Source organism: Acinetobacter sp. A1-4-2, assembly GCF_040233925.1.
In the GTDB taxonomy this organism is placed as follows: domain Bacteria; phylum Pseudomonadota; class Gammaproteobacteria; order Pseudomonadales; family Moraxellaceae; genus Acinetobacter.
Window position 1 is genome coordinate 41,044 of record NZ_CP157981.1, and the last position, 25,945, is coordinate 66,988.

The 25,945-nt window shown below is 44.0% G+C and carries 27 protein-coding genes; 9 read left to right on the top strand and 18 right to left on the bottom strand.

All coding sequences use genetic code 11. From position 1 onward, the window contains the following. Positions 1-170 precede the first annotated feature (170 nt). The 12 genes from ABJ384_RS00175 to ubiG all read right to left on the bottom strand — a co-directional run bounded on the left by ABJ384_RS00175 (position 171) and on the right by ubiG (position 10,641). Positions 171-980: an ATP-binding cassette domain-containing protein gene (locus ABJ384_RS00175; protein ID WP_349928179.1), complete on the bottom strand. Its 810-nt coding sequence runs from the start codon at positions 978-980 to the stop codon at positions 171-173. A gap of 10 nt (positions 981-990) precedes the next feature. Beyond that, on the bottom strand, positions 991-1,806 hold the full coding sequence (gene ssuC, locus ABJ384_RS00180; RefSeq protein ID WP_349928181.1) for an aliphatic sulfonate ABC transporter permease SsuC: 816 nt from the start codon (positions 1,804-1,806) through the stop codon (positions 991-993). Then, the gene (gene ssuD / locus ABJ384_RS00185; protein WP_349928182.1) at positions 1,806-2,981 is read right to left on the bottom strand and encodes an FMNH2-dependent alkanesulfonate monooxygenase; all 1,176 of its coding nucleotides are present in this window, start codon (positions 2,979-2,981) and stop codon (positions 1,806-1,808) included. Before ssuD ends, ssuC begins: the two co-directional genes overlap by 1 nt. Before the next feature lie 16 nt (positions 2,982-2,997). Next, complete coding sequence (locus ABJ384_RS00190; protein ID WP_349928184.1) at positions 2,998-3,990, bottom strand: sulfonate ABC transporter substrate-binding protein; 993 nt, start codon at positions 3,988-3,990, stop codon at positions 2,998-3,000. A gap of 28 nt (positions 3,991-4,018) precedes the next feature. After that, on the bottom strand, positions 4,019-4,981 hold the full coding sequence (locus tag ABJ384_RS00195; protein WP_349928186.1) for a sulfonate ABC transporter substrate-binding protein: 963 nt from the start codon (positions 4,979-4,981) through the stop codon (positions 4,019-4,021). Between the two features lie 329 nt (positions 4,982-5,310). Next, the gene (gene argA, locus ABJ384_RS00200; protein WP_349928187.1) at positions 5,311-6,663 is read right to left on the bottom strand and encodes an amino-acid N-acetyltransferase; all 1,353 of its coding nucleotides are present in this window, start codon (positions 6,661-6,663) and stop codon (positions 5,311-5,313) included. A gap of 129 nt (positions 6,664-6,792) precedes the next feature. Beyond that, positions 6,793-7,164 carry an RcnB family protein gene (locus tag ABJ384_RS00205; protein WP_349928189.1) on the bottom strand — a complete coding sequence of 124 codons (372 nt, stop codon included), beginning with the start codon at positions 7,162-7,164 and terminating at the stop codon, positions 6,793-6,795. Between the two features lie 228 nt (positions 7,165-7,392). After that, positions 7,393-7,791, bottom strand: coding sequence for an RcnB family protein (locus ABJ384_RS00210; protein ID WP_086196594.1), 399 nt, complete (start codon positions 7,789-7,791; stop codon positions 7,393-7,395). Between the two features lie 300 nt (positions 7,792-8,091). After that, the gene (locus ABJ384_RS00215) at positions 8,092-8,247 is read right to left on the bottom strand and encodes a hypothetical protein (RefSeq protein ID WP_349928190.1); all 156 of its coding nucleotides are present in this window, start codon (positions 8,245-8,247) and stop codon (positions 8,092-8,094) included. Between the two features lie 204 nt (positions 8,248-8,451). Then, on the bottom strand, positions 8,452-9,198 hold the full coding sequence (locus ABJ384_RS00220) for a YciK family oxidoreductase (RefSeq protein ID WP_349928192.1): 747 nt from the start codon (positions 9,196-9,198) through the stop codon (positions 8,452-8,454). Positions 9,199-9,229: 31 nt separating this feature from the next. Further along, positions 9,230-9,931 (bottom strand): HAD-IA family hydrolase, encoded by a 702-nt coding sequence (locus ABJ384_RS00225; RefSeq protein ID WP_300046796.1) that lies wholly within the window; start codon positions 9,929-9,931, stop codon positions 9,230-9,232. Then, a complete protein-coding gene (ubiG, locus tag ABJ384_RS00230) occupies positions 9,928-10,641 on the bottom strand; it encodes a bifunctional 2-polyprenyl-6-hydroxyphenol methylase/3-demethylubiquinol 3-O-methyltransferase UbiG (RefSeq protein ID WP_349928194.1) in 714 nt (237 codons plus the stop codon). The genes ABJ384_RS00225 and ubiG overlap by 4 nt, the downstream gene beginning before the upstream one ends. Before the next feature lie 180 nt (positions 10,642-10,821). Here ubiG and ABJ384_RS00235 point away from each other — a divergent pair, with 180 nt between their 5' ends. Further along, positions 10,822-11,439, top strand: coding sequence for a thiol:disulfide interchange protein DsbA/DsbL (locus tag ABJ384_RS00235; RefSeq protein WP_349928196.1), 618 nt, complete (start codon positions 10,822-10,824; stop codon positions 11,437-11,439). A 60-nt stretch (positions 11,440-11,499) separates the two neighbouring features. Here the strand turns inward: ABJ384_RS00235 and ABJ384_RS00240 are convergent, their stop codons facing one another. After that, positions 11,500-12,159 (bottom strand): TetR family transcriptional regulator, encoded by a 660-nt coding sequence (locus ABJ384_RS00240; protein WP_349928198.1) that lies wholly within the window; start codon positions 12,157-12,159, stop codon positions 11,500-11,502. 173 nt (positions 12,160-12,332) lie between these two features. Here ABJ384_RS00240 and ABJ384_RS00245 point away from each other — a divergent pair, with 173 nt between their 5' ends. From ABJ384_RS00245 to rph, 3 genes are all read left to right on the top strand, one after another. Beyond that, positions 12,333-13,355, top strand: coding sequence for a ferredoxin reductase (locus tag ABJ384_RS00245; RefSeq protein WP_349928200.1), 1,023 nt, complete (start codon positions 12,333-12,335; stop codon positions 13,353-13,355). Between the two features lie 90 nt (positions 13,356-13,445). Then, positions 13,446-14,585, top strand: coding sequence for an acyl-CoA desaturase (locus ABJ384_RS00250; protein ID WP_349929682.1), 1,140 nt, complete (start codon positions 13,446-13,448; stop codon positions 14,583-14,585). 174 nt (positions 14,586-14,759) lie between these two features. Beyond that, positions 14,760-15,476 (top strand): ribonuclease PH, encoded by a 717-nt coding sequence (rph, locus tag ABJ384_RS00255; protein WP_166170535.1) that lies wholly within the window; start codon positions 14,760-14,762, stop codon positions 15,474-15,476. Positions 15,477-15,565: 89 nt separating this feature from the next. Here rph and nadC read toward each other — a convergent pair whose 3' ends face one another. Next, the gene (gene nadC / locus ABJ384_RS00260) at positions 15,566-16,411 is read right to left on the bottom strand and encodes a carboxylating nicotinate-nucleotide diphosphorylase (RefSeq protein ID WP_180043145.1); all 846 of its coding nucleotides are present in this window, start codon (positions 16,409-16,411) and stop codon (positions 15,566-15,568) included. Positions 16,412-16,586: 175 nt separating this feature from the next. On the opposite strand from nadC, the gene ampD reads away from it, so the two are divergent. After that, a complete protein-coding gene (gene ampD, locus ABJ384_RS00265) occupies positions 16,587-17,162 on the top strand; it encodes a 1,6-anhydro-N-acetylmuramyl-L-alanine amidase AmpD (protein ID WP_349928202.1) in 576 nt (191 codons plus the stop codon). 75 nt (positions 17,163-17,237) lie between these two features. Further along, positions 17,238-18,788, top strand: coding sequence for a murein biosynthesis integral membrane protein MurJ (murJ, locus tag ABJ384_RS00270; RefSeq protein ID WP_349928204.1), 1,551 nt, complete (start codon positions 17,238-17,240; stop codon positions 18,786-18,788). A 181-nt stretch (positions 18,789-18,969) separates the two neighbouring features. Here murJ and ABJ384_RS00275 read toward each other — a convergent pair whose 3' ends face one another. Beyond that, a complete protein-coding gene (locus ABJ384_RS00275; RefSeq protein ID WP_086176419.1) occupies positions 18,970-19,128 on the bottom strand; it encodes a DUF1328 domain-containing protein in 159 nt (52 codons plus the stop codon). Between the two features lie 192 nt (positions 19,129-19,320). Here ABJ384_RS00275 and ABJ384_RS00280 point away from each other — a divergent pair, with 192 nt between their 5' ends. Both ABJ384_RS00280 and ABJ384_RS00285 read left to right on the top strand, forming a co-directional pair. Further along, positions 19,321-19,773: a YcgN family cysteine cluster protein gene (locus ABJ384_RS00280; protein ID WP_086196582.1), complete on the top strand. Its 453-nt coding sequence runs from the start codon at positions 19,321-19,323 to the stop codon at positions 19,771-19,773. A 160-nt stretch (positions 19,774-19,933) separates the two neighbouring features. After that, entirely contained in the window at positions 19,934-21,208 is a 1,275-nt protein-coding gene (locus ABJ384_RS00285; protein WP_349928207.1) for a replication-associated recombination protein A, read from the top strand. Positions 21,209-21,549: 341 nt separating this feature from the next. On the opposite strand, the gene purC is transcribed toward ABJ384_RS00285, so the two are convergent. From purC to dapA, 3 genes are read right to left on the bottom strand one after another with little or no spacing between them, the layout of a single operon-like run. Next, entirely contained in the window at positions 21,550-22,269 is a 720-nt protein-coding gene (purC, locus tag ABJ384_RS00290) for a phosphoribosylaminoimidazolesuccinocarboxamide synthase (RefSeq protein ID WP_086196580.1), read from the bottom strand. A gap of 36 nt (positions 22,270-22,305) precedes the next feature. Beyond that, positions 22,306-22,911 (bottom strand): lipoprotein-34 precursor (NlpB), encoded by a 606-nt coding sequence (locus tag ABJ384_RS00295; protein ID WP_086196579.1) that lies wholly within the window; start codon positions 22,909-22,911, stop codon positions 22,306-22,308. Between the two features lie 13 nt (positions 22,912-22,924). After that, a complete protein-coding gene (gene dapA / locus ABJ384_RS00300) occupies positions 22,925-23,824 on the bottom strand; it encodes a 4-hydroxy-tetrahydrodipicolinate synthase (RefSeq protein ID WP_086196578.1) in 900 nt (299 codons plus the stop codon). Between the two features lie 722 nt (positions 23,825-24,546). On the opposite strand from dapA, the gene mhpT reads away from it, so the two are divergent. Beyond that, positions 24,547-25,752: a 3-(3-hydroxy-phenyl)propionate transporter MhpT gene (gene mhpT, locus ABJ384_RS00305; protein ID WP_086196577.1), complete on the top strand. Its 1,206-nt coding sequence runs from the start codon at positions 24,547-24,549 to the stop codon at positions 25,750-25,752. Positions 25,753-25,945 lie beyond the last annotated feature (193 nt).

Sequence of the window (25,945 nt, forward strand, 5' to 3'; positions counted from 1 at the left end):
AAATGATTAAATGGAATTGATTTTTTTTGTAAATGATGCGACTGGTCTTTTGTGTTTAGATTCGGTGCAGTTTTAAAAAAACTAAAGAGTATGTTTAGGCTGGACTAAAAGATGCATAAACCGAGGAAGGATAACGGATCGTTTAGATTCGTTATCGCCGTGTTGCATGCTCAGGTTGCCAATACCGCATTTAATACTTGCTGTTCCAGCTCGGTAAATGAGTAATCTTTTTTACGTGGTCGAGGCAAATCCACTTTAAACTGCTGGGCAATGTGCCCCTTATCTAACAGGATAATCCGGTCGGCCAGTTGTACGGCTTCACTGACATCATGAGTGACTAAAATGGCGGTAAAGCCCTGTTCAGTCCAGAGTTTTTCAATCAGGTTCTGCATTTCCAAACGGGTGAGTGCATCCAGCGCACCTAAAGGCTCATCAAGCAGCAAAATGCGAGGTTTATGCGATAAGGCTCGGGCCAGTGCAGTACGCTGACGCTGACCGCCTGAAAGTTGTGATGGCCAGAGTCCGGCCTTTTCTTTCAAGCCGACTTTTTCCAGTAGTGCAGAAGCATTGGCTTGCTGTTCTTTGGCTAAACCCAATTGTACATTTTGCTCGATGCTACGCCACGGCAACAGTCGTGGGTCCTGGAACATGACCCGAATGTCATCGCTGGTAATGCCTTCACGAATATGACGTGCTGATTTAAACCTGATTTCGCCATAGCTCGGTTGTTCCAGATTGGCAATCAGACGCAGCAGGGTACTTTTACCGCAGCCACTGCGTCCGACAATGGCCAGGAATTCACCCGGTTGAATGTGCAGGTCCAGATCTTCCAGAACTTTCACTTCGCCATAGAATTTGTGCAGCTGTTCGATCAGAATTTCTGCACCCACCACAGCGTTAGGATTGATATCTGTAGGGTCAGGTTGTTGCGATATTGAGCGTTCTTCAGATACATGACGCCCGATGCTTAAATCAGTCATGTCTTATTCCTTATTTTTGATAGCCAGCGTGCCAACGCAGCAGGTATTTTTCTAAAGCGACGGCCAATACATCCGCCAGTTTGCCCAGCAGGGCATACAGTAAAATCCCTACCAAGACCACGTCAGTTTGTAAAAACTCACGCGCATTCATGGTCATATAACCAATACCGGATTGTGCGGAAATGGTTTCGGCCACAATCAGCAGTACCCAGACCAGACCCAGTGCAAAGCGTAAACCGACCAGAATCGAAGGCATCGCACCCGGTAAAATAATTTCTTTGTATAACTGCCAGCGCGTTAAGCCGTAACTTTTACCCATTTCGATCAGCTGCGGATCGACTGAACGAATGCCGTGATAGGTATTGATATAGAGTGGGAAAAATACCCCTACAGCCACAAGAAACAGCTTGGCAGATTCATCAATCCCGAACCATAAAATCACCAAAGGGATTAAGGCTAAAGCCGGAATATTACGGATCATCTGTAACGTGGTATCCAGCAGAGTCGATGCCGTCTTCGAAGAGCCATTGAGCAGGCCGAGTAATAAACCCAAACCACCACCGACCAATAAACCGAGCAGGGCACGTCCGGCACTCACCTTTACGTGTTGCCAAAGTTCACCACTGATCAGCATCTGCCAGAATGCAGCTACGACCGCCGTCGGTGCAGGTAGAATACGGCTTTCCAACAGCCCGGTACTGGAGGCAATTTGCCAGATGACAATCAGTGCAATCGGGAACAACCAGGGCAGCAAACGCTGCCCAAATTGTGTTCCACGTGAAACCTTGGGTTTCTCCAAGGCTCCCGCAGAAATGCTTTTGCTCATTAAGCCGGCTCCTGATGTTTCACTTCCTTCTTGGCCTCATCAGCAACATAGTTATTTGCCACGATTTCACCAAAAGGACCAGTCAAGTTCGGTTGAGCCAGTTTTTTACGGGTTTCTAAAGGCAACAGTGGGAACACCAGTTCGGCAAAACGAATAGACTCTTCCAGATGCGGGTAGCCTGAGAAAATAAAGGTATCAATACCCAAGTCCGCATATTCCTGAATGCGTGCAGCAACCGTTTCAGGGTCACCCACCAGTGCTGTACCTGCACCGCCACGAACCAGGCCTACACCTGCCCAAAGGTTTGGAGATACTTCAAGTTTAGTACGGTCACCGTTGTGCAGTTCAGCCATACGGCGTTGACCGACGGAATCCATCTGCTTGAATTTTTGTTGTGCAGCGACAATGGTGGCATCATCCACATACTGAATCAGCTCTTCAGCAGCAGCCCATGCCTGTTCATTGGTTTCACGCACAATCACATGTAAACGGATACCGTAACTTAAACTACGGCCTTTGGCAGCAGCTTTGGCTCTGACATTTTCAATTTTTTCTTTCACTGCGGCTGGTGGCTCACCCCAAGTCAGGTAAGTATCGACCTGGTCGGTGGCCAATTCCACGGCTGCATCGGAAGAACCACCAAACCAAAGTGGCGGATAAGGCTGCTGTACTGGTGGATAAAGCAGTTTTGCGTCATCGACACTTAAGTATTCACCATGGAAAGTGAAACTTTCACCAGTATGTGAGTGTTTTAAAATTTCACGCCAGATGGTGGTGTATTCAGCCGCAGTTTTATAGCGCGTCGCATGATCTTCATATACGCCGTCACCTTTAAGCTCTTGCTCATCACCACCGGTGACCAGGTTCAGCCGAACGCGACCGCCAGACAAACGGTCAAAAGTTGCTGCCATACGCGCAGCCAGTGCCGGCGTGGTCACGCCTGGACGTAATGCCACCAGGAATTTCAAATTTTTAGTGGCATCAATCAGGCTGGCAGCGGTAATCCACGGATCTTCACATGAACGGCCGGTTGGAATGAGTACGCCTTCATAACCCAGGTTATCTATCGCGACGGCAATCTGTTTCATATAAGCATGATCGACCTGACGGGCGCCTTTGCTCGTGCCTAAATAACGACTGTCACCATGCGTAGGAATAAACCAGAAAATTTTCATTGCATTGATCCTTAGATTATTTGCCTGCCCAAACGGCTTGCTGAATATTGATAGATTTCGGAATGATCTTGAGTTCGCTAAAACGGTTGGCGAGCTCTTGCTGGTCGGCAATCACTTTTTTGCTGAGCAGAGCTGCACCAGACGGGTTAGGACGGCGCTGGATAAAAGTCTGGCTAACCACCGGTTTCAGACCTGTGCTTTGAGCAAAGAGGCTTGCAGTCGCAGCCTTGTGGCGTTGTACCCATTTGTCGGCAACATTAAGCTGCTTGATAATGCCTTTGAGAGCATGAGGATGATTTTTAACCAAATCATTTGAAGCCAGATAGAAGGTGTAATTTGGACTTAAGCCTTTACCTGTGGTCAGTACCTTGGCCTTATCTTCCAGTTGTGCCGCAGCATAGTACGGGTCCCAAATGGCCCAGGCATCAATCGCACCTTTCTGGAAAGCCGCACGGGCATCAGCCGGACTGAGCCAGATCGGTTGAACATCTGTCCATTGCAAACCGGCCTTACGTACTGCCTGCACCAATAGATAATGTGAGCTTGAACCGCGGTGAACCCCAATACGTTTGCCCTTCAACTGGCGGAGCTGGGTAATTTTGGAGTTGCTTGGCACCAAAATGGCAGAAGCCAAAGGTTTTGCCGTTTCATAAGCAAAATAATGCAGTGGCTTGTTGCCTGCCTGAGCATAGACAGGCGGCGTATCGCCGGTTGAACCGATATCTACAGAACCGACGGCTAGGGCCTCTAAAATTTGTGGACCGCCCGGAAATTCATTCCAGCTGATTTTGGCGTTGGGAAATTCCTGTTCAAATAACTTTTGCTGTTGTGCAATCACCAGATTGACAGAAGATTTTTGATAGCCGACACGAAGCTGTTTCACTGAAGGATCAACAGCCCAGGCGGCACCTGAACCCAACATCGCACAAGCAATTAACATGGCATTCATGCCATGACTGGAGGTCTTGAACCATGTGGCTGCTTTGTTGTGTAGCTGATGCTGAGTCATGTTAAATCCCCTAGGTTTTATTTATGATTTACTTTGCCAAAATCGCGGATTGAATATTGAGTTTGTTTGGAATCAGTTTCTGCTGATAAAAGGCATCGGCAACATATTGCTGCTTTTGCACCACCTCATTAGAAATGGGTTGTACCCCAAAGCCCATGCGGGAAATGGACGTTTTCAGGATATCTTTAGACAGTCCTGTTGGTTTTTCCAGCAGCTTGGCGGCTTCGTCCTGATGCTGGGATACCCATTGTGTGGTGGTGTTGAGTTCATTTACGACCGCTTTCAGCACATCTGGATGCTGCTCGGCAAATTTGCGGTCAGCCAGATAAAACTGATGGTTACTGACCAGGTTTTCGCCGTTTGCGATCACACGAGCACCAATCTGCTTTTCTGCAGCCGCAAAGAACGGGTCCCAAATCACCCAGGCATCAACCGCACCACGTTCAAATGCGGCGCGTGCGTCTGAAGGCGGCAAGTACACCACCTGGATGTCATTCAGAGTCAGCTTGTTGGCTTGTAACACTTTTAACAGTAGATAATGAACATTCGAGCCTTTATTGAGTGCAACACGTTTGCCTTTTAAATCCTGGATGCTGTGAATGGCTGAATCTTTTTGCACAATCAAGGCTTCAGCTTTAGGTGCTTCCGGCTGGTTGGCGATATAAACCAGATTTGAATTGGCAGCCTGTGCGAAAATAGGCGGCGCTTCACCTGCTTCACCTAATACAACACTGCCGACATTTAAGCCTTCCAGCAATTGAGGGCCGGCGGGGAATTCTACCCATTTCACATTGACGCCCTGATCTTTCAACGCCGTTTCTAAAGTGCCGCGTTCTTTAATAATCGGTAACAAGCCATATTTTTGGAAGCCGATATTTAACGTGACTGTTTCAGCTTCTTTTTTTCCGCAACCTGACATCATCATTGCGCCAGCAACTACTGAAGAAAGGACCAGTGATTTCGCCCAGAATTTTGCTTGAATGGCGCTCATGTATGTGTGCTCCGCAATAAGGAAGTGTTGAATATTGAACACATACGCTAAAGCCTTTTCTTTTTCGAAAAAAATAAGAAAAGATAAATTTCTAATGAGGAAAAAAGATAAATAAAATAAAGAAAACCTTATGCAGAAATATGATTTATCAGGACAACTCAATATCCAGTTTTATTTAATTAAATTATTGATATTAAGTAACTTAAATTCTAAATCTTAAGCGTGGATAAGGATATGCAAAAATGCCATAAACAAATCATGATAAATTTCGATGGGTTTATCATAAAGATATAAAAAATAAAGATATAAGCGGCATAAAAAAAGCCACTTTAAAGTGACTTTTTAAAGACCAGAGAATTACGTTGATAGTTATACAGGGCCTGACGTGCATTGGGCAGGTCATCCACACTGGCGGGTTCAAAACCATGTTCGACAAACCAGTGCGCGGTACGTGTGGTCAGTACAAACAGTTGCTGAATGCCCAGACTTTTGGCCTTGGCTTCGAGGTAATACAGAATCTGGCTGCCGCGGTTGGACTTGCGATAGGTCGGATCGACCGCCACACAGGCAATCTCCGCCGATTTAATTTCATTGGCTGAGGTGGGAATTGGATATAGGGCGGCGCAGGCTAAAATCATGCCGTCCCGTTCAATCACGGAAAACTGTTCAATTTCACTTTCTAATCTTTCACGTGAGCGATACACCAGAATGCCTTCGGCCTCCAGTGGACGAAGCAGATTCATCAAGCCGCCGACATCCTGAATCGTAGCCGTACGCACATCTTCATAATGGGCATCGGTCATCATGGTGCCCGCACCATCACGGGTAAACAGTTCTTCCAGCAAGGCCCCATCGTAGGTATAAGAAATCAGATGTACACGATGTACCCCTTGCAGGGAGGCATTTTTGGCACCGCGCAATTGCAGAGCAATATCCGGGTTAGAATCCTGATATTGCAAGATCTGCCGATCCAGCTGATGCGGTGCTATTTCACGCTGTAATTGTCCAAACTCGTTGACCAGACCTTGCTGTTTACCCAAAAAAATCAGCTTGTCGGCTTTCAGCAGAATGGCAGTATTGGTGGCCACTTCTTCTGCTACCAGGTTAAACACCTCACCAGTACTGGAATAGCCGGTTGGACCCAGCAACACAATATTGTGATTTTTCAAATGTCTTTGAATGGCGTCAGTATCGACCGTTCGTACTTCACCCGTCAGCTGAAAATCGATGCCGTCCCGAATGCCGTAGGGTTTGGCGGTGACAAAATTGCCTGAGATCACATCAATGCGTGCGCCATACATGGGGGAATTGACCAGTCCCATGGAAAGCAGCGCTTCAATTTGTAAACGGATCGAACCCACTGCATTCATGACGCAGCTTAAAGATTCGCGTGTGGTAATGCGGCGGTGATTGTGAAAAGGGGTTTGAATACCGCTGGCTTTGAGGTTCTGGTTGATTTGCGAACGTGCACCATGTACCAGAATCAGACGAATGCCTAAAGAATGCAGCAGGGCAATGTCATGAATAATATGCTGGAAATTTTCATGTTGCACCGCCTCACCGTCAAACATGATGACAAAGGTTTTGTTGCGGTGGGCATTGATATAGGGTGCAGAATGTCGAAACCAATGCACATATTGCAAATTTGTGCTTTGTGATGTTTCAGATGAATTCGTTTGCATACCTATCTCAAAATTAAAAAATTTCCTTCCTTGATTCTAATCAAAAAATGACGGGGGGGAAGCTAAAAAATAAAAAACACCTGAATCGAATTCAGGTGTTTTTTAGGGAAGATGAAATTTAGGCCGGTTTTAGTTGATGATGCGCACAATACGATCGGTACGTTCATTCACTAACACATAGTCGCCATTGATTTTATACCACTGTTGATAACGGTTGGTATTCGGTAAGCGGCGTGCTTCACGGTCGCTGACTTTATAGCTGGATGAGCTAAATACACGCGGGAAGTTTTGGCCCGCACGCCAGTCACGGCTTGGGTTTACTCTTTTATTGTCATAACGATTCTGGTTATAGCGATTATTGTGATCCCAACGGTGGTCCTGTTGTGATGCTGTATGATTGTAGTATTGATGATCATCATAACGATGGTCTGGTGCTGCCATCGCTGAAGTTGCCATCAATGCAGATAAAGAAAGCGCAATTGTAGTCAGAATTTTTTTCATTACTTTCACCCTGGATCACTTAGGAAGATGTTTTCGATGATTCAAAATTAGAGGAAAAGTCGAGATAAACGATGTTGGAATCTTAGTTGAATTGTGAAATTGATGGAGAAAAAAAGAAGATTGTAAAAGACTGAAAGTTATACAGATAAAGGGATAGGCTTGACCATAAAAGTGCAAAAATAAAAAAGCCCAAACTGGAGTTTGGGCATGGAGCATTTAAAACGGCGTTTAGAATCCTTGAATGCGTACAATATTATTGCTGTCTGTATCCACTAAAATATAGTCATTATTGATTTTGTACCATTGCTGGTTACGCGACGGTTTGGGCAAGTCATGGTTTTTATAGTCGACCTTGTAGCCATCGCCACGATAATGCTGTGGCATCACATAGCCCGGTTGCCATTTATGCTGTTGTAGACGCTTGAATCCGCGTTCTTCACGCATACGGCGTTTGTCTTGCATGTCATCATCATCTTCACGAAAATCGCGACCGCGACTAAATTTTGGCTGATCGGATTGATCCCAGCCACGATAATTATTGTTTTTTTCATGAGGTCCGGCAAGGCTGACACTACTTGCCATCAATGCACTGAAAGAAATTGCCAAAACAGTCAAAATCTTTTTCATGTTGAACCCTCATAAAAAAAGTATTAATTTCACTGATGTTAATGTACAAAATAATTGCAGAGAAACTGTGAAGATCAATCATGCATTTCTTAAAAAATGCAGAGATAATAAGGATATTATGGGAAAATATCTCATCATTTAAAAATCTTTAGCAATTTTATAGCGCTATTAAATATTAAAAAACTTTTGCTTGAGGAAAACTTTGTATCAAAGTTTTGAGATCACGTTGACTGATTTAACAATGTTCTAAGCAACGGGCTGAACAGCGGGTTGGGTTCGACAGTTCTATATGGTTTTCTTTTAGTTCCATTGTTGCACCAAGCCTTGTAGTGAGCTGACAGCCTCAGCAATGGCTTCTGCCTGTTTGACATCATCCAGACCGATGATCAAAGTATTTGAAAGCTGTAGTTTTTCAATACAACGAATCGTTTCAATTTTACGTTTTTGATCTGCCATGTTGAAATTTCTCATACTGAATGTTTTTGAATGCTGTTCAGCATAGCGGCATTCTTTTAATTTATAAAAACGAATATTTTTGTAAAAATTATCTAAAAATACGATTTAAGCCTTAAATAGCGAAAGTACAGTTCTGAGTTTTTAAAAATTTAAGTCTGCAATAAAAAAGGGAGCATATAGAGCTCCCATTTTTATTTTTAGAGATTAGTCTTGTGCATCAATGCTTTGACCATTCAAATGCAGGCTGTCGTCCCCCATTAAATACAGGTAAGCCGGCATAATGCTTTCCGGTGTCGCCAGGGTTTTTGGATCTTCCTCAGGATAAGCCTTGGCACGCATGGCGGTACGGGTGGCACCCGGATTGATGCAGTTAAAACGCACATTCGGATAGACATTTTCTTTGGCAAAAATCTGGTTCACTGCTTCAATGGCAATTTTGGATACCGAATAGGCGCCCCAACGTTCCCGCGCTTCACGTCCGACACCGGAACTGGCAAATACCACCGAAGCATGCTCGGACTTTGCTAGTAAGGGCAGTAGTTCCTGGGTCAAAATAAAGGGAGCGCGCAGATTCACCGCCATCACATCATCCCAGACATCTACCGGGTAATGCACCAGTTCGGTACGCTCTCCCAGAATCCCGGCATTGTGCAAAATGCCGTCCAGGCGACCGAACTGTTGCGTTAAAGTATCGACCAGTAACTCATAGTCACGAGGAGAGGCACTGGAGAGCTGCAAAGGCAGAATAGCCGGTTGTGGCGCACCCAGGCTTTCAATTTCATCATAGATGACTTCAAGCTTGTTTAGGGTACGTCCATGCAGCACTACAGTGGCACCATGCAGGGCATAGCTTATTGCAGCCGCACGGCCAATACCATCGCCCGCACCTGTAATCAGGATAATGCGATCTTTTAACAGATCGGGGCGAGGCTGATATTCTGAATATTTCATTGCATACCTCCTCGTTTATATTGTTATGTCGTTATGAAATGAGTGAATGATGATCTTGTTTTACGCCGACTAGTTGATTAATCACTTGATGTAATTCTGCAACTGTCTTCACTATACAATCCGCCTGCCATGCTGTTAAGTTATCTTTGTGTTGCAATGGTAAATAGCCATAGCCTGCCAGAATGGTGTACATATTGGCATTGCGGCCCGCATCAATGTCACGCGGATGGTCACCCACATAAATACAATCTTCAGGTCGTACCTGAATTTGCTTGGCCGCCAGATACATCGGTTCCGGATCGGGCTTGGTGTTGCTGACATCTTCCGGGCAAACCAGAACCGCACAGCGTTCGGTCAGATTGAGTGCCTGAAGCAGGGACTCACTGAGCCAGCGTGGCTTGTTGGTGACAATGCCCCAGGGAATATCCTGATTTTCCAGTTGTTCCAGCAAGGGATACATGCCTTCGAACAGATCGGTCTCTACCGCAATATCTTCACCATACAAGTCCAAAAAGCGCTGGCGATGGGCGAGGAATACCGGATCTTCCACTTCCAGTTCCGGATAGACCAGTTTCACCATGGCCCGGGCACCTTCAGAGACCTGTGTACGAATTAAATCCGCCGCCACGATGTCACAGGGTTTGTCGCGGCACATGTCCTGAATAATGCGAATGAAGTCAGCCGCAGTGTCAATTAAGGTGCCATCCAGGTCAAACAGTACAGCTTTCATCAGGCACCTTCTTTTACCGTATAAACCATATAGTTCACATCGACATTTTGTGCCAGCCAGTAACGTTTTGTTAGCGGGTTGTAATGCAGGCCGGTCATGTCTTTCAGTTTCAGATTTGCTGCACGGATATCATGCGCCAGCTCAGAAGGCTTAATAAACTTGCTGTAATCATGGGTGCCTTTGGCCAGCATACGCAGAACGTATTCCGCGCCAATAATGGCAAATAGATAAGACTTTGGATTACGGTTAATGGTCGAGAAGAACACATGGCCTCCCGGTTTGACCAGGGTTTGGCAGGCCTGAATAATTGATGCCGGATTTGGAACATGCTCCAGCATTTCCATACAGGTCACGACATCATATTGTCCGGCCTGTTCCTGGGCCAACTGTTCTACCGGAACCTGGCGATATTGAATATTCTGTACGCCTTCCTGTTCGGCATGAATGCGGGCTACATTTAATGGCGCTTCACCCATGTCGATACCTAAAACATTGGCTCCACGACGCGCCATGCTTTCCGACAGAATACCGCCACCACAACCGACATCGAGCACTTTTTTACCGCTGAGACCGCCAGCATGCTCATCAATCCAGTTTAAACGCAGCGGATTGATCATATGCAAGGGGCGGAACTCAGAATGCTGATCCCACCATATGGCAGCGAATGCTTCAAATTTGGCAATTTCTTGTGGATCAACATTCAATTGCGACATCGGTATCACCTCAATCAAGTCATTATAATTTAAAAAAGTTACAGAAGCTTAGTGTAGCGTTAATTCTAAAAAAAGCGATAAATGCCGTAAAAAAGTTCACAGAATGAAAACGAATTCGGCATAATTGATTTATAGTGATCGCATAAATTAGACATAATGATTTAGAGGACAATAAGGTCAATGAAAAAATTTCTTTTAGGTAGCGTAGCGACAGCTATTTTTGCCTTATCCGGTACTGCAATGGCAGCAAACTTTGTTGCAGGTAAAGATTACACTGTAGTGGCCAATCCGGGTAAGGTTGAAGTTCCTGGAAAAATTGAAGTGCGTGAATTCTTCTGGTATGGCTGCCCACATTGCTATCGCTTAGAGCCGCATATGCAGACCTGGCTGAAAAAATTACCTAAAGATGTGCGTTTCGTGCGTACTCCGGCGGCAATGAATCCTGTCTGGGAGCAGGGCGCGCGTGGCTATTATGTGTCTGAAGCATTAGGCGTTCGTAAGAAAACTCACTTGCCTTTATTCCATGCCATTCATGCAGGTGGCCAGCAGATTTTTGATCAAAAATCCCAAGCCAAGTTCTTTGTAAAATATGGCGTGCCTGAAGCCAAATTCAACAGCATGTTTAATTCATTTGTTATTACTTCAAAAATAGCGCAAGCCAAACAGTTGGCACAGCAATATCAACTCAGTGGTGTGCCTGCGGTTGTGGTCAATGGTAAATATGTGGTGCAAGGTGAAGATGGCAAAGTCACTCAAGTGATCAGCTATCTGGTAGAAAAAGAGCGTAAAGCCAAATAAGTAATAGGTTCTAAAAAAACCGCCATCATGGCGGTTTTTTTACATCTGGTCGTTATTCAATTATGAAGAGACCGAATCTTTGGAAGGGTCCCAGTTGGAGATGCCACGGAAAATCAAATGCACTTGAGTCATGGTTTGCAGCTTAAACTGTTTTTGTTGTTCTAGACGCTCTTCAGCCTGATAGTGACGGTTGATATCCATCCAGGTCATGGCCCAGGTAAAAGATAAGTTAATTAAAATATTAGAAAATACTTGTAGGTCTTGGGTATTACCAATGTGCTGCATGGCCTCAATTTGACCCAAATCATTAGCCAGGTCTTCAATTAAAAAATTAATTTCCCGGGCAATGGCTTGGCGAATGACTTCTGATCCACCCCAGCGTTCGGCAATCATAAATACCCACGGTTCAGGATGATGTTCAACTGCCTGAAAAAACAGGTCCAGGCTGATTTGGGTTTCGGTATCTGGCTGATAGATATAGGCTTGTCCCAGCTGATGAAAAATACCTTTTAAATGCAGGGCAACCTGATCAACCAGTTCCAGTCCCAGCTCATTCATGTCCTGAAAATGACGGTAGAATGCCGTTGGTACCAAACCGACATGGCGTGCAATTTCACGCAAACTGATGCTACTGAAAGAGCGTCCAGACGTGCTTAAAGCCAGCGCGGCATCTAAAAGTGCCTGGCGGCTCTGCTGTTTACGCTCATCCCGTATCGACATGCGACTACCCTAAAAAAATGCTGAATGAAGTCTATCAAAAAAAAACAAATTAAACGACGAATGTCAGTGAACGGATGTTGACTGAATTAAAAAATGATTATAGTGTACATGTGTTCACTATAAGAACACCTGTTCACTCAAATAAATAGCCAGCAATAAAAGAGGAACGTCATATGAGTCATGTTATGCAATATCAGCCGCAATGGATTCGAGAAGATTTCGTCGATTTTATTGCTGAAAAAATCAATCCAGTTTGGGCATGGAAAAAAGTCAAAGCCAGTATTGTCGATGTACAGATGCTGAGTTCAGACTTTTATCAGATCGAGTTGCAGCCGAATCATAATTTTCGTGCTAACGCTTTTCATGCCGGACAAAGTATTTTAGTGACTGTGGTGATTGCAGGTGTGCGTGAGCAACGCAGTTATTCGATTGTCAAAATCACTGCAAACGGTCATGTGGTGATTGCAGTGAAACGTCAGGGCAAAGTTTCCAATGCTTTAACCCATTTGGCCATAGGCAGCGTAGTTGAAATCTCTCAAGTTCAGGGTGATTTCACATTAAGTTCATATCAGCAACCTATTCTGTTGTTAGCTTCAGGCAGTGGTATCACTGCAATTTATTCTTTATTGCAACAGGCCATCCGTCAACAAGTCAGTCAGATTGACCTGATCTATTTCGCGCGTGATGATGCGTTCCATAGCGAATTGCAGCAATTGGCCGAGCAGCATCCGCAGTTTCAATATCATCATTTTAATACTCTGGTACAGAAGCAACATTTAACCGTGGAACTGCTTGAAAGTACCGTGCCAGATTTTCAGCAACGTCAAAGTTATGCCTGCGGTGCCAAGGGCATGATGCAAAGCCTGAACCAGATTTATCAAGATTTGGATATCTCTAAGCAATTGAAACAGGAATATTTTCAGGTCGTTGTAGATGAAAATGCAGTAGTACAACCGGTAATTTTCTTACGCGCTCAACAAGAGTTTGAAGCCAAGACCAATTTGCTGGAAAGTGCCGAACAGGCGGGCTTAAGACCCGCACATGGTTGCCGTATGGGCATTTGTAATACCTGTACTTGCACCAAAGTCAGCGGCTCAACCAAAAACCTGCTGACTGGTGAAATCGACCACGATAGCAATACCCAGATTAAATTGTGTATTAGCCAGGCCGTGAGTCCGGTGGTGATTAACCTTTAAAAACAAAAAATGCTTTGATAGCGCTGCTCAGTGATTGATTGCAATTTTTATAGCAGTGTTTGATTCTCACTCAGGAGAAAAACAATGAATATGTCAGTAAAGTTTCAAGAAAACAGTAAATCAAAATATTTAACTGCTGAACAAATTGCCGAATTTGGTGAAAAGGTCGATACCATTCGCCGCGAAATTATGGACAGCATTGGTGAAAAAGATGCCGAATACATTTATAAAATCCGCGATTTTGTCCGTTATAGCGAAATTGCCTCACGCAGCATGTTGATGTTTGGCGGCTGGATTCCACCAGTCTGGTTATTGGGTACAGGCTTGTTGGGTATTTCCAAAATCGTGGAAAATATGGAACTGGGCCATAATGTGATGCATGGTCAGTTCGACTGGCTGAATGATCCGAATTTAAATGGTGCCAATTATGACTGGGATACCATGGCGACCGGGGATGACTGGAAATATACGCATAATTATATCCACCACACCTATACCAATATTGTCGGTAAAGACCATGATGTGGGCTATGGCCTGATTCGGGTCAGTGAAGCACAAAAATGGGAACCGCGCTTTTTATTCAATATTCCTTTAACTATTCAGCTGATGGTGTTTTTTGAATGGTATGTCGGTGTACAGAATTTACATCTGGAAGATGCGATTGCCTATAAAACCAAAACTTGGAAACAAGTGTGGAAAGAGTCGGCAAAATTCCGTAAAAAAGCCACCCGTCAGATTGCCAAAGATTATGTCTTTTTTCCTCTGATCGCAGGTCCGAATGCACTGCCGGTATTTGCCGGGAATGCAGTGGCGAATGTTATTCGTAGCCTCTGGGCATCCGCAGTGATTTTTAATGGACATTTCACTGAAGATGCCGAAACCTTTGAACCGGACAATACGGCCACTGAAACGCGTGCCGAATGGTATTTACGTCAAATTCGCGGATCGAGTAATTTTAGCGGCACAGAATGGCTGCATATTTTGAGTGGTAATTTGAGTCATCAAATTGAACACCATTTATTCCCTGATATGCCGGCGAATCGCTATGCCGAAGCTGCACCGAAAATCCGTGCCTTATGCGCTGAATATGGCATTCATTATAATGAAGCCAGTTTCATGAAACAGTTTGGGAGCGTCTGGGTACGTTTGGCTAAATGTTCATTGCCAAATTCATGGACTTCAACCCTTGAACAATCCAAACAGAAATTAAAAGGCTTATTGAGCTTTTAAACTTCAATAACAAGCTTAAGGATATGCAGGGTGGGTAGTGAATTTCATGCAAGCTTAAATGGATGCGTCCGGGCTTGATGGTTTTTGCCAATAGAGAATCTCTTGGCAAAACCTGAGAGCATGCTTCTGTTATACTAGGCCGCAATGAATTTTAGCCGAAATTAAGGACTCATTATGCGTATCGACCAACGTACATTAGATCAATTACGTGACGTAAAAATTACCCGTAACTATACACGTTATGCGGAAGGTTCAGTGTTGATTGAATTTGGTCATACAAAAGTTCTTTGTACCGCAAGTATTGATAATTCAGTACCACGTTTTTTAAAAGGTAAGGGACAGGGTTGGGTGACTGCGGAATACGGCATGTTGCCACGTTCTACCCATACCCGTAGTGACCGTGAAGCAGCGCGTGGTAAACAAAGTGGTCGTACTCAGGAAATCCAGCGTCTGATTGGTCGTAGCCTGCGTGCCATGGTCGATTTAAAAAAACTGGGTGAAAATACCATTACCATCGACTGTGATGTGATTCAGGCTGATGGTGGTACACGTACAGCATCTATTACTGGTGCAGCAGTGGCTTTAGTGGATGCCATGAATGTATTGCTGGAAACCAAAAAAATTAAACACGATCCGCTGAAAGGTCTGGTGGCTGCGATTTCTGTCGGCATGTATCAAGACAAAGCCTTGCTCGATTTGTGTTATGAAGAAGATTCAAACTGCCAAACTGATTTAAACGTAGTGATGACTCAAGCAGGCGAGTTTATCGAGCTGCAGGGGACTGCTGAAGACAAGCCATTTACCCGTGCACAATGTAACGAAATGCTTGAATTGGCAGAAAAAGGCATCCAAGAACTCATTAAAAAACAGCAAGAAGCTTTAGGCTGGTAAGTTGTTAATTTAACAATCTAAACAATAAAAAACGCACCCATCGGTGCGTTTTTTATTGACTCAATTTTTATTAAGTTGAGTCGGGGCGATCAAGCATTAAAACGCATGGATAAATCCACTGCTTTCACATCTTTAGTTAACACACCCATTGAAATATAGTCCACACCTGAGCTTGCCACTTCACGTAAGTTTGCGATGGTAATGTTACCCGATGCTTCCAGCTTGCAACGACCGGCAACATGCTTCACCGCATCAATCATTTGCTGCTGGCTGAAGTTATCCAGCATCACGATATCCGCTTTTGCTTCTAAAGCCTGGTTTAGTTCATCCCAGGTTTCCACTTCAACTTCCACCGGTTTACCCGGTGCAATGTTATGTGCCTTGCTAATCGCCTGTGCAATACCGCCCGCTGCCATAATATGATTTTCTTTAATTAAGAAAGCATCAAATAAACCGAGGCGATGGTTCTGACCGCCACCAATCGCCACGGCATATTTTTGTGCAATACGTAAGCCTGGCAAGGTTTTACGGGTATCTAATAATTTGGTATTTAAGCCTTCCAGTTCTTTAACATATAAAGCGGTTTTGGTCGCAACTGCAGAAAGTGTTTGCACAAAGTTGAGGGCAGGGCGTTCCACTGTCAGCAGGCTACGTGCAGAACCGGCCAGTTTTAAAAAGGCTTCATTGGCTTGTACGCGGTCGCCATCATTTTTTAGCCAGGTCACCTGTACCTTTGGATCATAAGCCTGAATCAGTGCATTGACCCAAGGCTGACCGGCCAGCACCATGTCTTCACGGCTAATGATGGTTGCTGTAGCCTGTTCATCTTCAGGGGTTAATAATGCAGTGATATCACCTTCGCCAATATCTTCTTGTAATGCTTGTTGAATGTTGATTTGGATCGATTGTTCAAGCAAGGATTGAGATATGCTCATAAGGATTCCCGTATCTTTTTTAACCCATGAAAATTGCGCGTTATTTTAGCACTGTTCATTTAAAAGAAATGTTTTTTTCCAGCGATTTTAGCTGCGGAATTTGAGATTTTAAGTTTAAAGTTTTAGGATTGCGCTAAAATCATCAGCTTATGCGAACAGGACTCAGGATTGGACTATGCAACAGGCCCCCTTTTTTCAGGTCATCGACGGTCAGTTAATCGGTGCCAGGCAAGTACCTTCCCCCAATTATAATCAACGTCCCGAACATACCGAAATTCAATTACTTGTAGTACATAACATCAGTCTGCCGCCGTCACAGTTTGGTGGGGGATATATTGAACAGTTTTTTCAGAACCAGCTGGACTGGTCAGAGCATCCTTATTTTCAAAGTATTGAAGGCATGCAGGTTTCTGCACATCTGCTGATTTTGCGCAGTGGGGAAGTGCTGCAATTTGTCAATTTCAACGACCGTGCCTGGCATGCCGGACGTTCGACTTATCTGGGCAAAAAAGAATGTAATGACTATTCTATTGGCATTGAACTGGAAGGCAGTGATGATTTGCCTTTTGATGAGGTGCAATATGCAGTGCTGGCACAAGTGACGGCTGCATTGCAAGCGGCTTATCCAAAAATTTTACAACATTTGGCCGGTCACTCCGATATTGCACCTGGACGTAAAACCGATCCGGGCCCATTTTTTGACTGGGTCAAATTCAGAACTTTATTGCAGCAGCATAAAATCCATCAATAATGAATGGGCTTTATGATTAAACAACGAAACTCCATGTGGAGTTTCATTACAATAGCGACTTAATTTTTTCACTGGGTGGTTACGATGGCGCTTTGGCGATCGACCTTTATAGTTAGTACAATGACCATGTTGTCTCGGGTGCTGGGCTTAGTCCGAGATGTGGTGTTGCTGAATGTGTTTGGTGCGGGTAAAGATTTCGATACCTTTGTGGTGGCCTTTCGTATTCCGAACTTTTTCAGGCGCTTATTTGCCGAAGGTGCATTTTCACAGGCTTTTATCCCGGTTTTAACCGAATATAAAACCACGCGCACTCATGCAGAAGTGCAAATCCTGATTAGTCGGGTCTTTGGCTGTCTAGCCACCTTTATGACCACCCTGACCTTTATTGCCATGGTGGCAGCACCTGCGGTGTTATATATCTATGCACCCGGTTTCCATGACGACCCGGAAAAATTTGCCTTGGCGACAGACATGTTCCGTCTGACCATTCCTTATCTGCTGTTTATGTCTTTAACGGCTTTTGCCAGCAGTATCCTGAACAGTTACGGTTCTTTTTCAACCCCGGCATTTTCGCCAGTACTCTTGAATATCACCATGATTGCAGGCGCCTGGTGGCTAACGCCCTATATGGCCGAACCGATTATGGCACTCGGCTGGGCTGTGGTGATTGCCGGTATTTTACAGCTGGTGATTCAGATTCCAGAGCTGTGGCGTAAAAAATTATTAATTCCGCCTAAAGTAGATTTCAAACATGAAGGTGTAGAACGCATCATGAAATTGATGCTTCCTGCACTGTTTGGTGTTTCGGTCACCCAGATTAATCTATTGCTCAACACCATTTGGGCATCGTTCATGCAGGATGGCTCGGTATCGTGGTTATACAGTGCCGAGCGGATGACGGAATTGCCTTTGGGGTTGATCGGTGTGGCGATTGGTACCGTGATTTTACCTTCACTGTCTGCACGTCATGCCGAACAGGATCAGGTTAAGTTCCGTGGCATGATTGACTGGGCTGCCAAAGTAATCATGCTGGTCGGTATCCCTGCCAGCATCGCCTTATTTATGCTGTCTACTCCAATTATTCAGGCCTTGTTCCAGCGTGGGCAATTTACCTTGCAAGATACTGAAATGACTGCGCTGGCCCTGCAATGTATGAGTGCTGGGGTAATCTCCTTCATGCTGATTAAAGTCTTTGCCCCGGGCTTTTATGCCCAGCAAGATACCCGCACACCTGTGCGTGTTGGCTTGATGGCCGTGGCAGCCAATGCCATTTTAAACGTGGTGTTTATTGGTTTCTTTAAACTGATTGATTGGCATGCAGAGCATATGGCTTTGGCCCTGGCTTCTTCAGGTTCGGCCTTGGTCAATGCCGGCATGCTGTATTTTTATCTGCATAAACGCAATATTTTCCGCTTTGCTGGACACTGGAAAAAGCTGTTCCTGCAATATGCAGTGGCGAATGCCGCGATGATTGCTGCACTGTGGTATGGATTGAGTTGGTACAATGGAGATGTATCACAATGGATGCGTATACTGGAAGTGATCGGTTTATGTATCGCTGGTGTGGTGGCTTATGCGATTGGTTTATTGGTCACCGGCTTTAGACCACGTCATTTAAGACCTTAATTTTTATCTTAAAACTCTACACGGCGAGATAAGTTAGATAAAAAGATATTTAATTTTTGATTCGGTTCTTTTGCTAGGTAGATAATAGAAAGCTGAATAAAAAAAATCGGATATGAAAAAAGAGCCTGAATAGGCTCTTTTTTTTGATCAAGTGAGATATTTTTAAGTGGAGTTCATTCAACTAAACTCTTCCCCTGGAGAGGAAGCCGACGATTGCTAAAATAACGGCAACCACGAGTAAAATAACCGCAAAATCTTTAGATAATCCTGCAACGCCAGCAAAACCTAGTAGACTTGCAATCAGTGCAATTACTGCAAAAATAATCGCCCAACGGAACATAAGCTTTCTCCATGTGTTGTTATTTTCAAAGTAGATTCAGTATAGGGGCGGAAAATTTCCAGCAGTGTTATGCTTGTGTTTAAAAAATGTTCAGTTTGACGGCAAATCGATGATTTAAAGTAATAATCACGTTTATGGACTGTAATCATGCACAGGTTATAATATGCTTCATTTGCTAATTTTTGCCTTGCTATGACCGAATCCTTACGTCCACAATTTTGGAAAGAATACGCTTTAACTGAACTTAATCCTGCCGAATGGGAAGCATTATGTGATGGTTGCGGTCTCTGCTGTTTAATCAAATTAGAAGATGAAGAACTGCAAGAAGTCGCTTATACCAAGGTGGCTTGCAAACTTTTAGACTGCAAAACTGCACGTTGTAGTAATTATGAGCAGCGACTTGACCATGTGCCGGATTGTATTCAACTCACACCAGAAAAATTAGCCACTATTCATTGGCTGCCGCCGAGCTGTGCTTATCGCCGTTTAAAAGAAGGCAAGAGTCTACCTGCCTGGCATTATTTAAATACAGGAACACGTGACAGTGTGATCAAGGCGCGCAAATCGGCAGCAGGCCGTTGTATTTCCGAAACAGAAGTCAATGAAGACGATCTTGAGGAATATATTGTGCGCTGGGTTCGTTAATTTCCTGTTCATCATCATATAATTTTAGTTGAAAGTATTTGGAAATCTCATCCTCACCCCGACCTGACACAGCGATTTTTTTGTAAATCAGCTCATTTGAAATGCGCGATATTAAAATTACATAGTAGACTTGTTTTAAGTACAGTAAAGAAATAACAAGATGTCCGAGAGCCATATTCCACTCCCTGAACGACTTCGTCCGCGTGATTTGTCCGAAATTATCGGGCAAGATCATTTATTGGGAGCAGGTGCCCCCTTACGTCAAATAATTGATCAGGGCCATTTACCTTCCATCATTTTTTGGGGGCCACCAGGCGTTGGAAAAACCACCATTGCTTTGCTTTTGGCTCAAGCCGTGGATCGGCCCTTTATCAGTTTATCGGCGCTCAATACTGGAGTAAAAGAACTGCGTGAAGTGATTGCCGAAAGTGGCGATTTATTGACCCCGGTCGTGTTTATTGATGAAATTCACCGTTTTAACAAGTCACAGCAAGATGCCTTATTGAATGCAGTGGAAAAAGGCAAAATTACCTTAATTGGAGCGACCACAGAAAATCCCTCTTTTGAAGTGAACAATGCCTTGTTATCGCGTTGTCAGGTGTATACCTTAAATGCGCTGGATGATGAGTCAATTCGAACTTTATTGAATAATGCCATACAGCAGGATGCCTTTTTAAAAGAGCGTTATATCCAAATTGAAGAATACGAAGCATTACTGCAATTTGCGGCTGGAGATGCACGTAAGGCGCTTAATCTTCTAGATTTAATTGCCAGTACTTTTGAACCGGAACTGGAAAATATCATCACCAATGCCATTGTGGTCAAGGTGGCGCAGCAGAATATTGCCCGTTATGACAAATCGGGTGAGCAGCACTATGACCTGGTCTCTGCCTTTATTAAATCCATCCGCGGCAGTGATCCGGATGCAGCGCTGTACTGGATGGCGCGCATGCTAAAAGGTGGAGAAGATCCGGTGTTTATTGCCCGTCGTATGCTGATTGCCGCTTCGGAAGATATTGGCAATTCCAATCCGAATGCCTTGCTTCTGGCAGGCGAATGTTTCCGTTCGGTACAGGCTGTGGGCATGCCGGAGTGTCGTATTATTCTCGGTCAATGTGCAGTGTATTTGGCGACCAGTGCCAAAAGTAACAGCACTTATCTTGCTATTAATAAGGCACTCGACCTGGCTGAAAAAACTGCAAACTTGCCTGTGCCGCTACATTTACGCAATGCACCAACCAAGCTCATGAAAGAGCAGGGCTATGGTGTGAATTATCTCTATCCGCATAATTATCCAGAGCATTTCGTTCTGCAAGAGTATATGCCACCTGAATTAAAAGGCACCAAGCTATACGAATCTGCACGGAACAAGCGCGAAGTGGAAGGAGAAAAACTGCAACAGCGTCGCTGGATGCAACAGCAACAACAGCAATAACAGTCAAGATGATTCCAGGCGCTGAGGCATTTTCTTTCATGCTAAGTTTTTTCAGATGAAAAAACGTAAAAAAAAGCCCAATCCATAGGACGGATTGGGCTGAAAATAGGATGTCTTAGGGGAGATACATCCTAGAGGGTAAACTAAAAATCTTGGTCGGTCAGCAGGAGCTTATAAAGTCATTGACTTCAACCTCTTGCTGCCCGGTATATAAGAGATATTAATTAAAAAAACCAATATTGTAAAAACGATCATTTTTATTAATTAAATCTGTTTTTTCGATTTTTAGAGATATAAAAAACCGGGCTAAACAGCCCGGTTTTTGAAATTCGATGAACGAATTAGATATCAGAAAGGTCGATACCTAAACGTGCAGCAACTTCTTCATAAGCTTCAACAACACCGCCTAAACCTTGACGGAAACGGTCTTTGTCGAGTTTTTTCTTGGTGTCTTTGTCCCATAGACGGCAACCGTCTGGAGAGAATTCATCACCCAGTACGATACGGTCGTGGAATACACCGAATTCAAGTTTGAAGTCTACAAGTAACATGTTACCTGCATCGAACAAGCCTTTAAGCACTTCGTTCACTTTGTAAGTGAGTTCTTTCATCTGTGCCAACTGTTCAGCAGTTGCCCAACCTAAAGCAATCGCTTGAGATTCGTTCACCATTGGATCGCCAAGCGCATCATCTTTGAAGAACAATTCGAAAGTAGGTGGAACCAGTTCTTTACCTTCTTCTACGCCTAAACGACGGCATAAAGAACCGGCAGCATAGTTACGGATTACACATTCAACTGGAACCATTTTCAATTTTTTCACTAAAACTTCCGTTGGAGAAAGAAGTTTTTCAAAGTGAGTTTCAATGCCAGCAGCAGCCAATTTTTCCATGATGAAGGCGTTAAAACGGTTGTTCACCTTGCCTTTACGATCCAGCTGTTCGATTTTTTCGCCGTTGAATGCAGAAGCATCGTCACGGAAAACTAGGATAAGGTGATCTGCACTATCTGTTTCATAAACAGATTTCGCTTTACCAGTATAGAGCAAGGTTTGTTTCAACATGGGGGAACCTTTTTCAAAAAAAAATGCCTAGTACGACTAGGCTGGCCAATTTTGGTAAATCTGGGTTAACAGTTCTGCAGCTTTTTCTTGGTCTGCAAAGCTGTTATCGGCATTGAATACAGCTAAGTTGTTACTTGTGCCTACAGAGGTCAGTCTTAATACATAAATTTGCTGATCAATCTTAATGGTTACTTCGTAACGATTTTTACTTTGACCAACAATGCTATGGTTGAGGCTACTGAGGGTGGCAAGTGTGTACTGCCAGATTGTAGCAGAATTTCCGTCTATTTTGAGCAGTGGATTTTGGTTTCCATCACGAACCAGCTGTGGACGACCGATATTTGTGCTGTCTTGTTGAGCATCGGCAGCGCTATTGCTTTGCGCCTTGTCGGGACGGGGTAGCACAAAGCGGTTACCGTGCTTGTTTTCAAGCTTGGGTGCATGCTCAATCGCCAGCGGGTCAATGGTTGGGGCTGGATACAATGGCGTTGCCGGTCGAACCATTGAACCTTCCGGATATTTCACAGGTTCAAGGGTTGTTGTATTTTTATAGTCCAGTGAACCATTGCTGATTCCCATGGAACTACAACCCGCTAAACTGAATGCCGAAAGTGCAAGGGTTAAACCGAAACGTAATTGCATAGTGTTGTGCTCTTTATTTAATGACACCCGCAGCGCTGAGTGCTTCACGCAACGGGGTACGATATTGTTCTGCAAGAGGAGTTAATGGTAAGCGAATACCGGTACCAATTAAGCCCATTTCATGGAGTGCCCATTTCACAGGAATTGGGTTAGATTCACAAAATAAAATATTGTGTAAATTTGCAACTTTATTATTTAAAGCTTCAGCACCTTCTGCATCACCTGCGAGTGCTGCAGCACAGATCAGGCTCATTTCCTTCGGTGCGACATTGGCAGTGACAGAAATGTTGCCTTTAGCGCCAAGTCCCATTAATTGGTATGCAGTCGCATCATCGCCAGAATAAACCGTCATGTCTTTGCCGGCTAATCCTTCGATGAGTTCTTTCCCACGCGCTACATCCCCAGTGGCATCTTTAATACCGACAATTTGCGGAATATCGGCCAGACGGATCACGGTTTCGTTAAGCATGTCCACGCCGGTACGTCCTGGGACGTTATACAGAATTTGAGGCAAATCAACAGCTTCAGCAATCGCTTTGTAGTGCTGATATAAACCTTCCTGTGTAGGCTTGTTGTAATAAGGCGTAACCAGTAATGCGGCATCTGCACCGAGCTCTTTTGCTTCTCTGGTGAGCTCAATGGCTTCATGAGTCGAGTTTGCACCGGTACCGGCAATAATAGGAATGCGTTTGTTGGCTACACGGATGATTTCTTTAATCACGCGGGTATGTTCAGCCATGCTTAGAGTCGATGCTTCACCTGTGGTCCCTACAGCCACAATACTGTTGGTGCCTTGTTCTATATGCCACTCAACCAGCTTTTCTAGACCCTTCCAATCTACGCTGCCATCTTCAAACATCGGGGTGACGATTGCGACAATTGAACCTTGAATGATCTGTGCTTGCTGAGTCATTTTAAAAAATTATCCTATTTGGCCATCCAACTGGGGTAGAAAAACAGAGATGTGGATGGTTACGTATTTTGATTTATAGCAAATTCAAGCCAATTGAATAATGCTTATGCAAATTATGAACGAACAAGCGGTGAAGAACAATATGCTTTAGTCAAACCATCTAAAAACTTTATGAAAAGCAAGTGAAAAACAGCACAAATATAACCAGGGTAATTTTTTTAAAAGGATGTGTCCTGAAATTCTAATCTGTTTTTAATCCTTTAAGATCAATTTTTTGACTGTGAAAATACTTACTTTTATTTTAAAAAACTGCGCTGGGCCCAATCAACTCAATAATTCCGGGTAAAAACATCAGAATTTAAGATTTAATAAGAATCAGTATAGACTTTAAAGCTATATGAACCAGACAGTTAATTTATCAAAATGATCATTAAAAACTAGAAGAATAATTAATAAAAACTATTACTCAATTTTAACTTTTTTCGCACAGGATGATTTTTAGAATCGAATTTATCAAGATCATGTGAATTTTTCTTGTACGGATTAAGCGGATTAAGTGTTTTTGCGACTATGTGTATTTGGTACTGAAAAACTTTAAATATCCAGTATTTTTGTTAATAAACTGTAAATTATTCAACTTATTGGTAGTTAATTATGCTGCCAGTCTCATAGATGATTGCGACTTTATTATGAACAACGCTGATTGAAACAAGGATATTCCAATGGAAAAATCAGATAACAAGCACGCGGTCATCACAGTAGCGATCTGTTTTCTGATCGCGGTGATCGAGGGCCTGGATATTCAGGCCGCAGGTATTGCAGCCGCGGGTATTCGTGAGCATTTTGGTCTTGACAGCTCGCAATTGGGTGTGTTTTTTAGTGCAGGGATTTTAGGCTTACTGCCTGGTGCACTGGTCGGCGGTCGATTTGCAGATCGTATTGGTCGTAAGAAAGTCCTGATCTGGTCGACAGCAGTGTTTGCCGCATTTACTTTATGTACAGTTTGGGTAAACAGCTTTAACACGTTGCTGGCTGTGCGTTTCCTGGCGGGTGCCGGTCTGGGTGGTGCCATGCCAATTCTGATCACGCTGGCTTCTGAAGCTGTATCGCCAAAAAACCGTGGTCGTGCCGTGGGCCTGATGTACTGTGGTATGCCGGTCGGTGCTGCGATTCTGTCGTTAATTGCCGCAACTGAATTCGGTGCCAACTGGAAGAATGTATTCTACCTGGGCGGTTTATTACCGATTTTCGTGATTCCACTGATGATGCTGTTCCTGCCTGAGTCGAAAGAATACCTGAAAGCACAGAACAAAACTGCAGCTGAACTTGCCGCTGCTCCACAAGGTTCATTCAAGGATCTGTTTAACTCGAATAACCTGTTACGTACCCTGTGCATCTGGGTCAGCTACTTCTTCACGCTGATGGTGGTTTACATCATGCTGAGCTGGTTACCATCATTGTTTATGGAGCTGGGCTTCACCCGCAAAGACGGTTCAACTGCACAGTTCTACTTTATGGTTACTGCAACGATTGGTACTGTAATTTTGGGTATGTTGACCGACCGCTGGAAAAAAGCCTACGTGATTGTGTTGATGTACGGTGGTATTTTGGCAGGCCTATTGGCATTGAACGGTGCAAGCTCGCTGAGCCAGATGTATATGGCTGCAGCATTGGCAGGTGCCTTCGTGATTGGCTGTCAGGGCGTACTGTATGCTTTCGGTAGTATCGTGTATCCGACCGAAGTACGTGGTACTGGTGTAGGTGTTGCTTCTGCAGTAGGCCGTATCGGTGCAATGCTTGGCCCTGTGATTGCAGGTCAGTTACTGACTGCAGGCTTTGGTGCAGCAGGCGTTATTACCGCAGCGATTCCATGTATCATTATCTCTGCAGTATGTATGCTGATCCTGGTGAACCGCACCAAGGTGTAATACTGAAAAGATTAAAAAAAGCCTGCAAATGCAGGCTTTTTTAATGCTCAGAATTTAAAAAATCATCATGGTATTGATAGGGGGAATTTTCTGTTTTTGCTTATCATTTGCGATGCAATCAAAGCGATTTCCTAATTTATTAGGCATTGCAAAATAATACAGATATGGAACTGATTGCAAGATTAATCCGAAT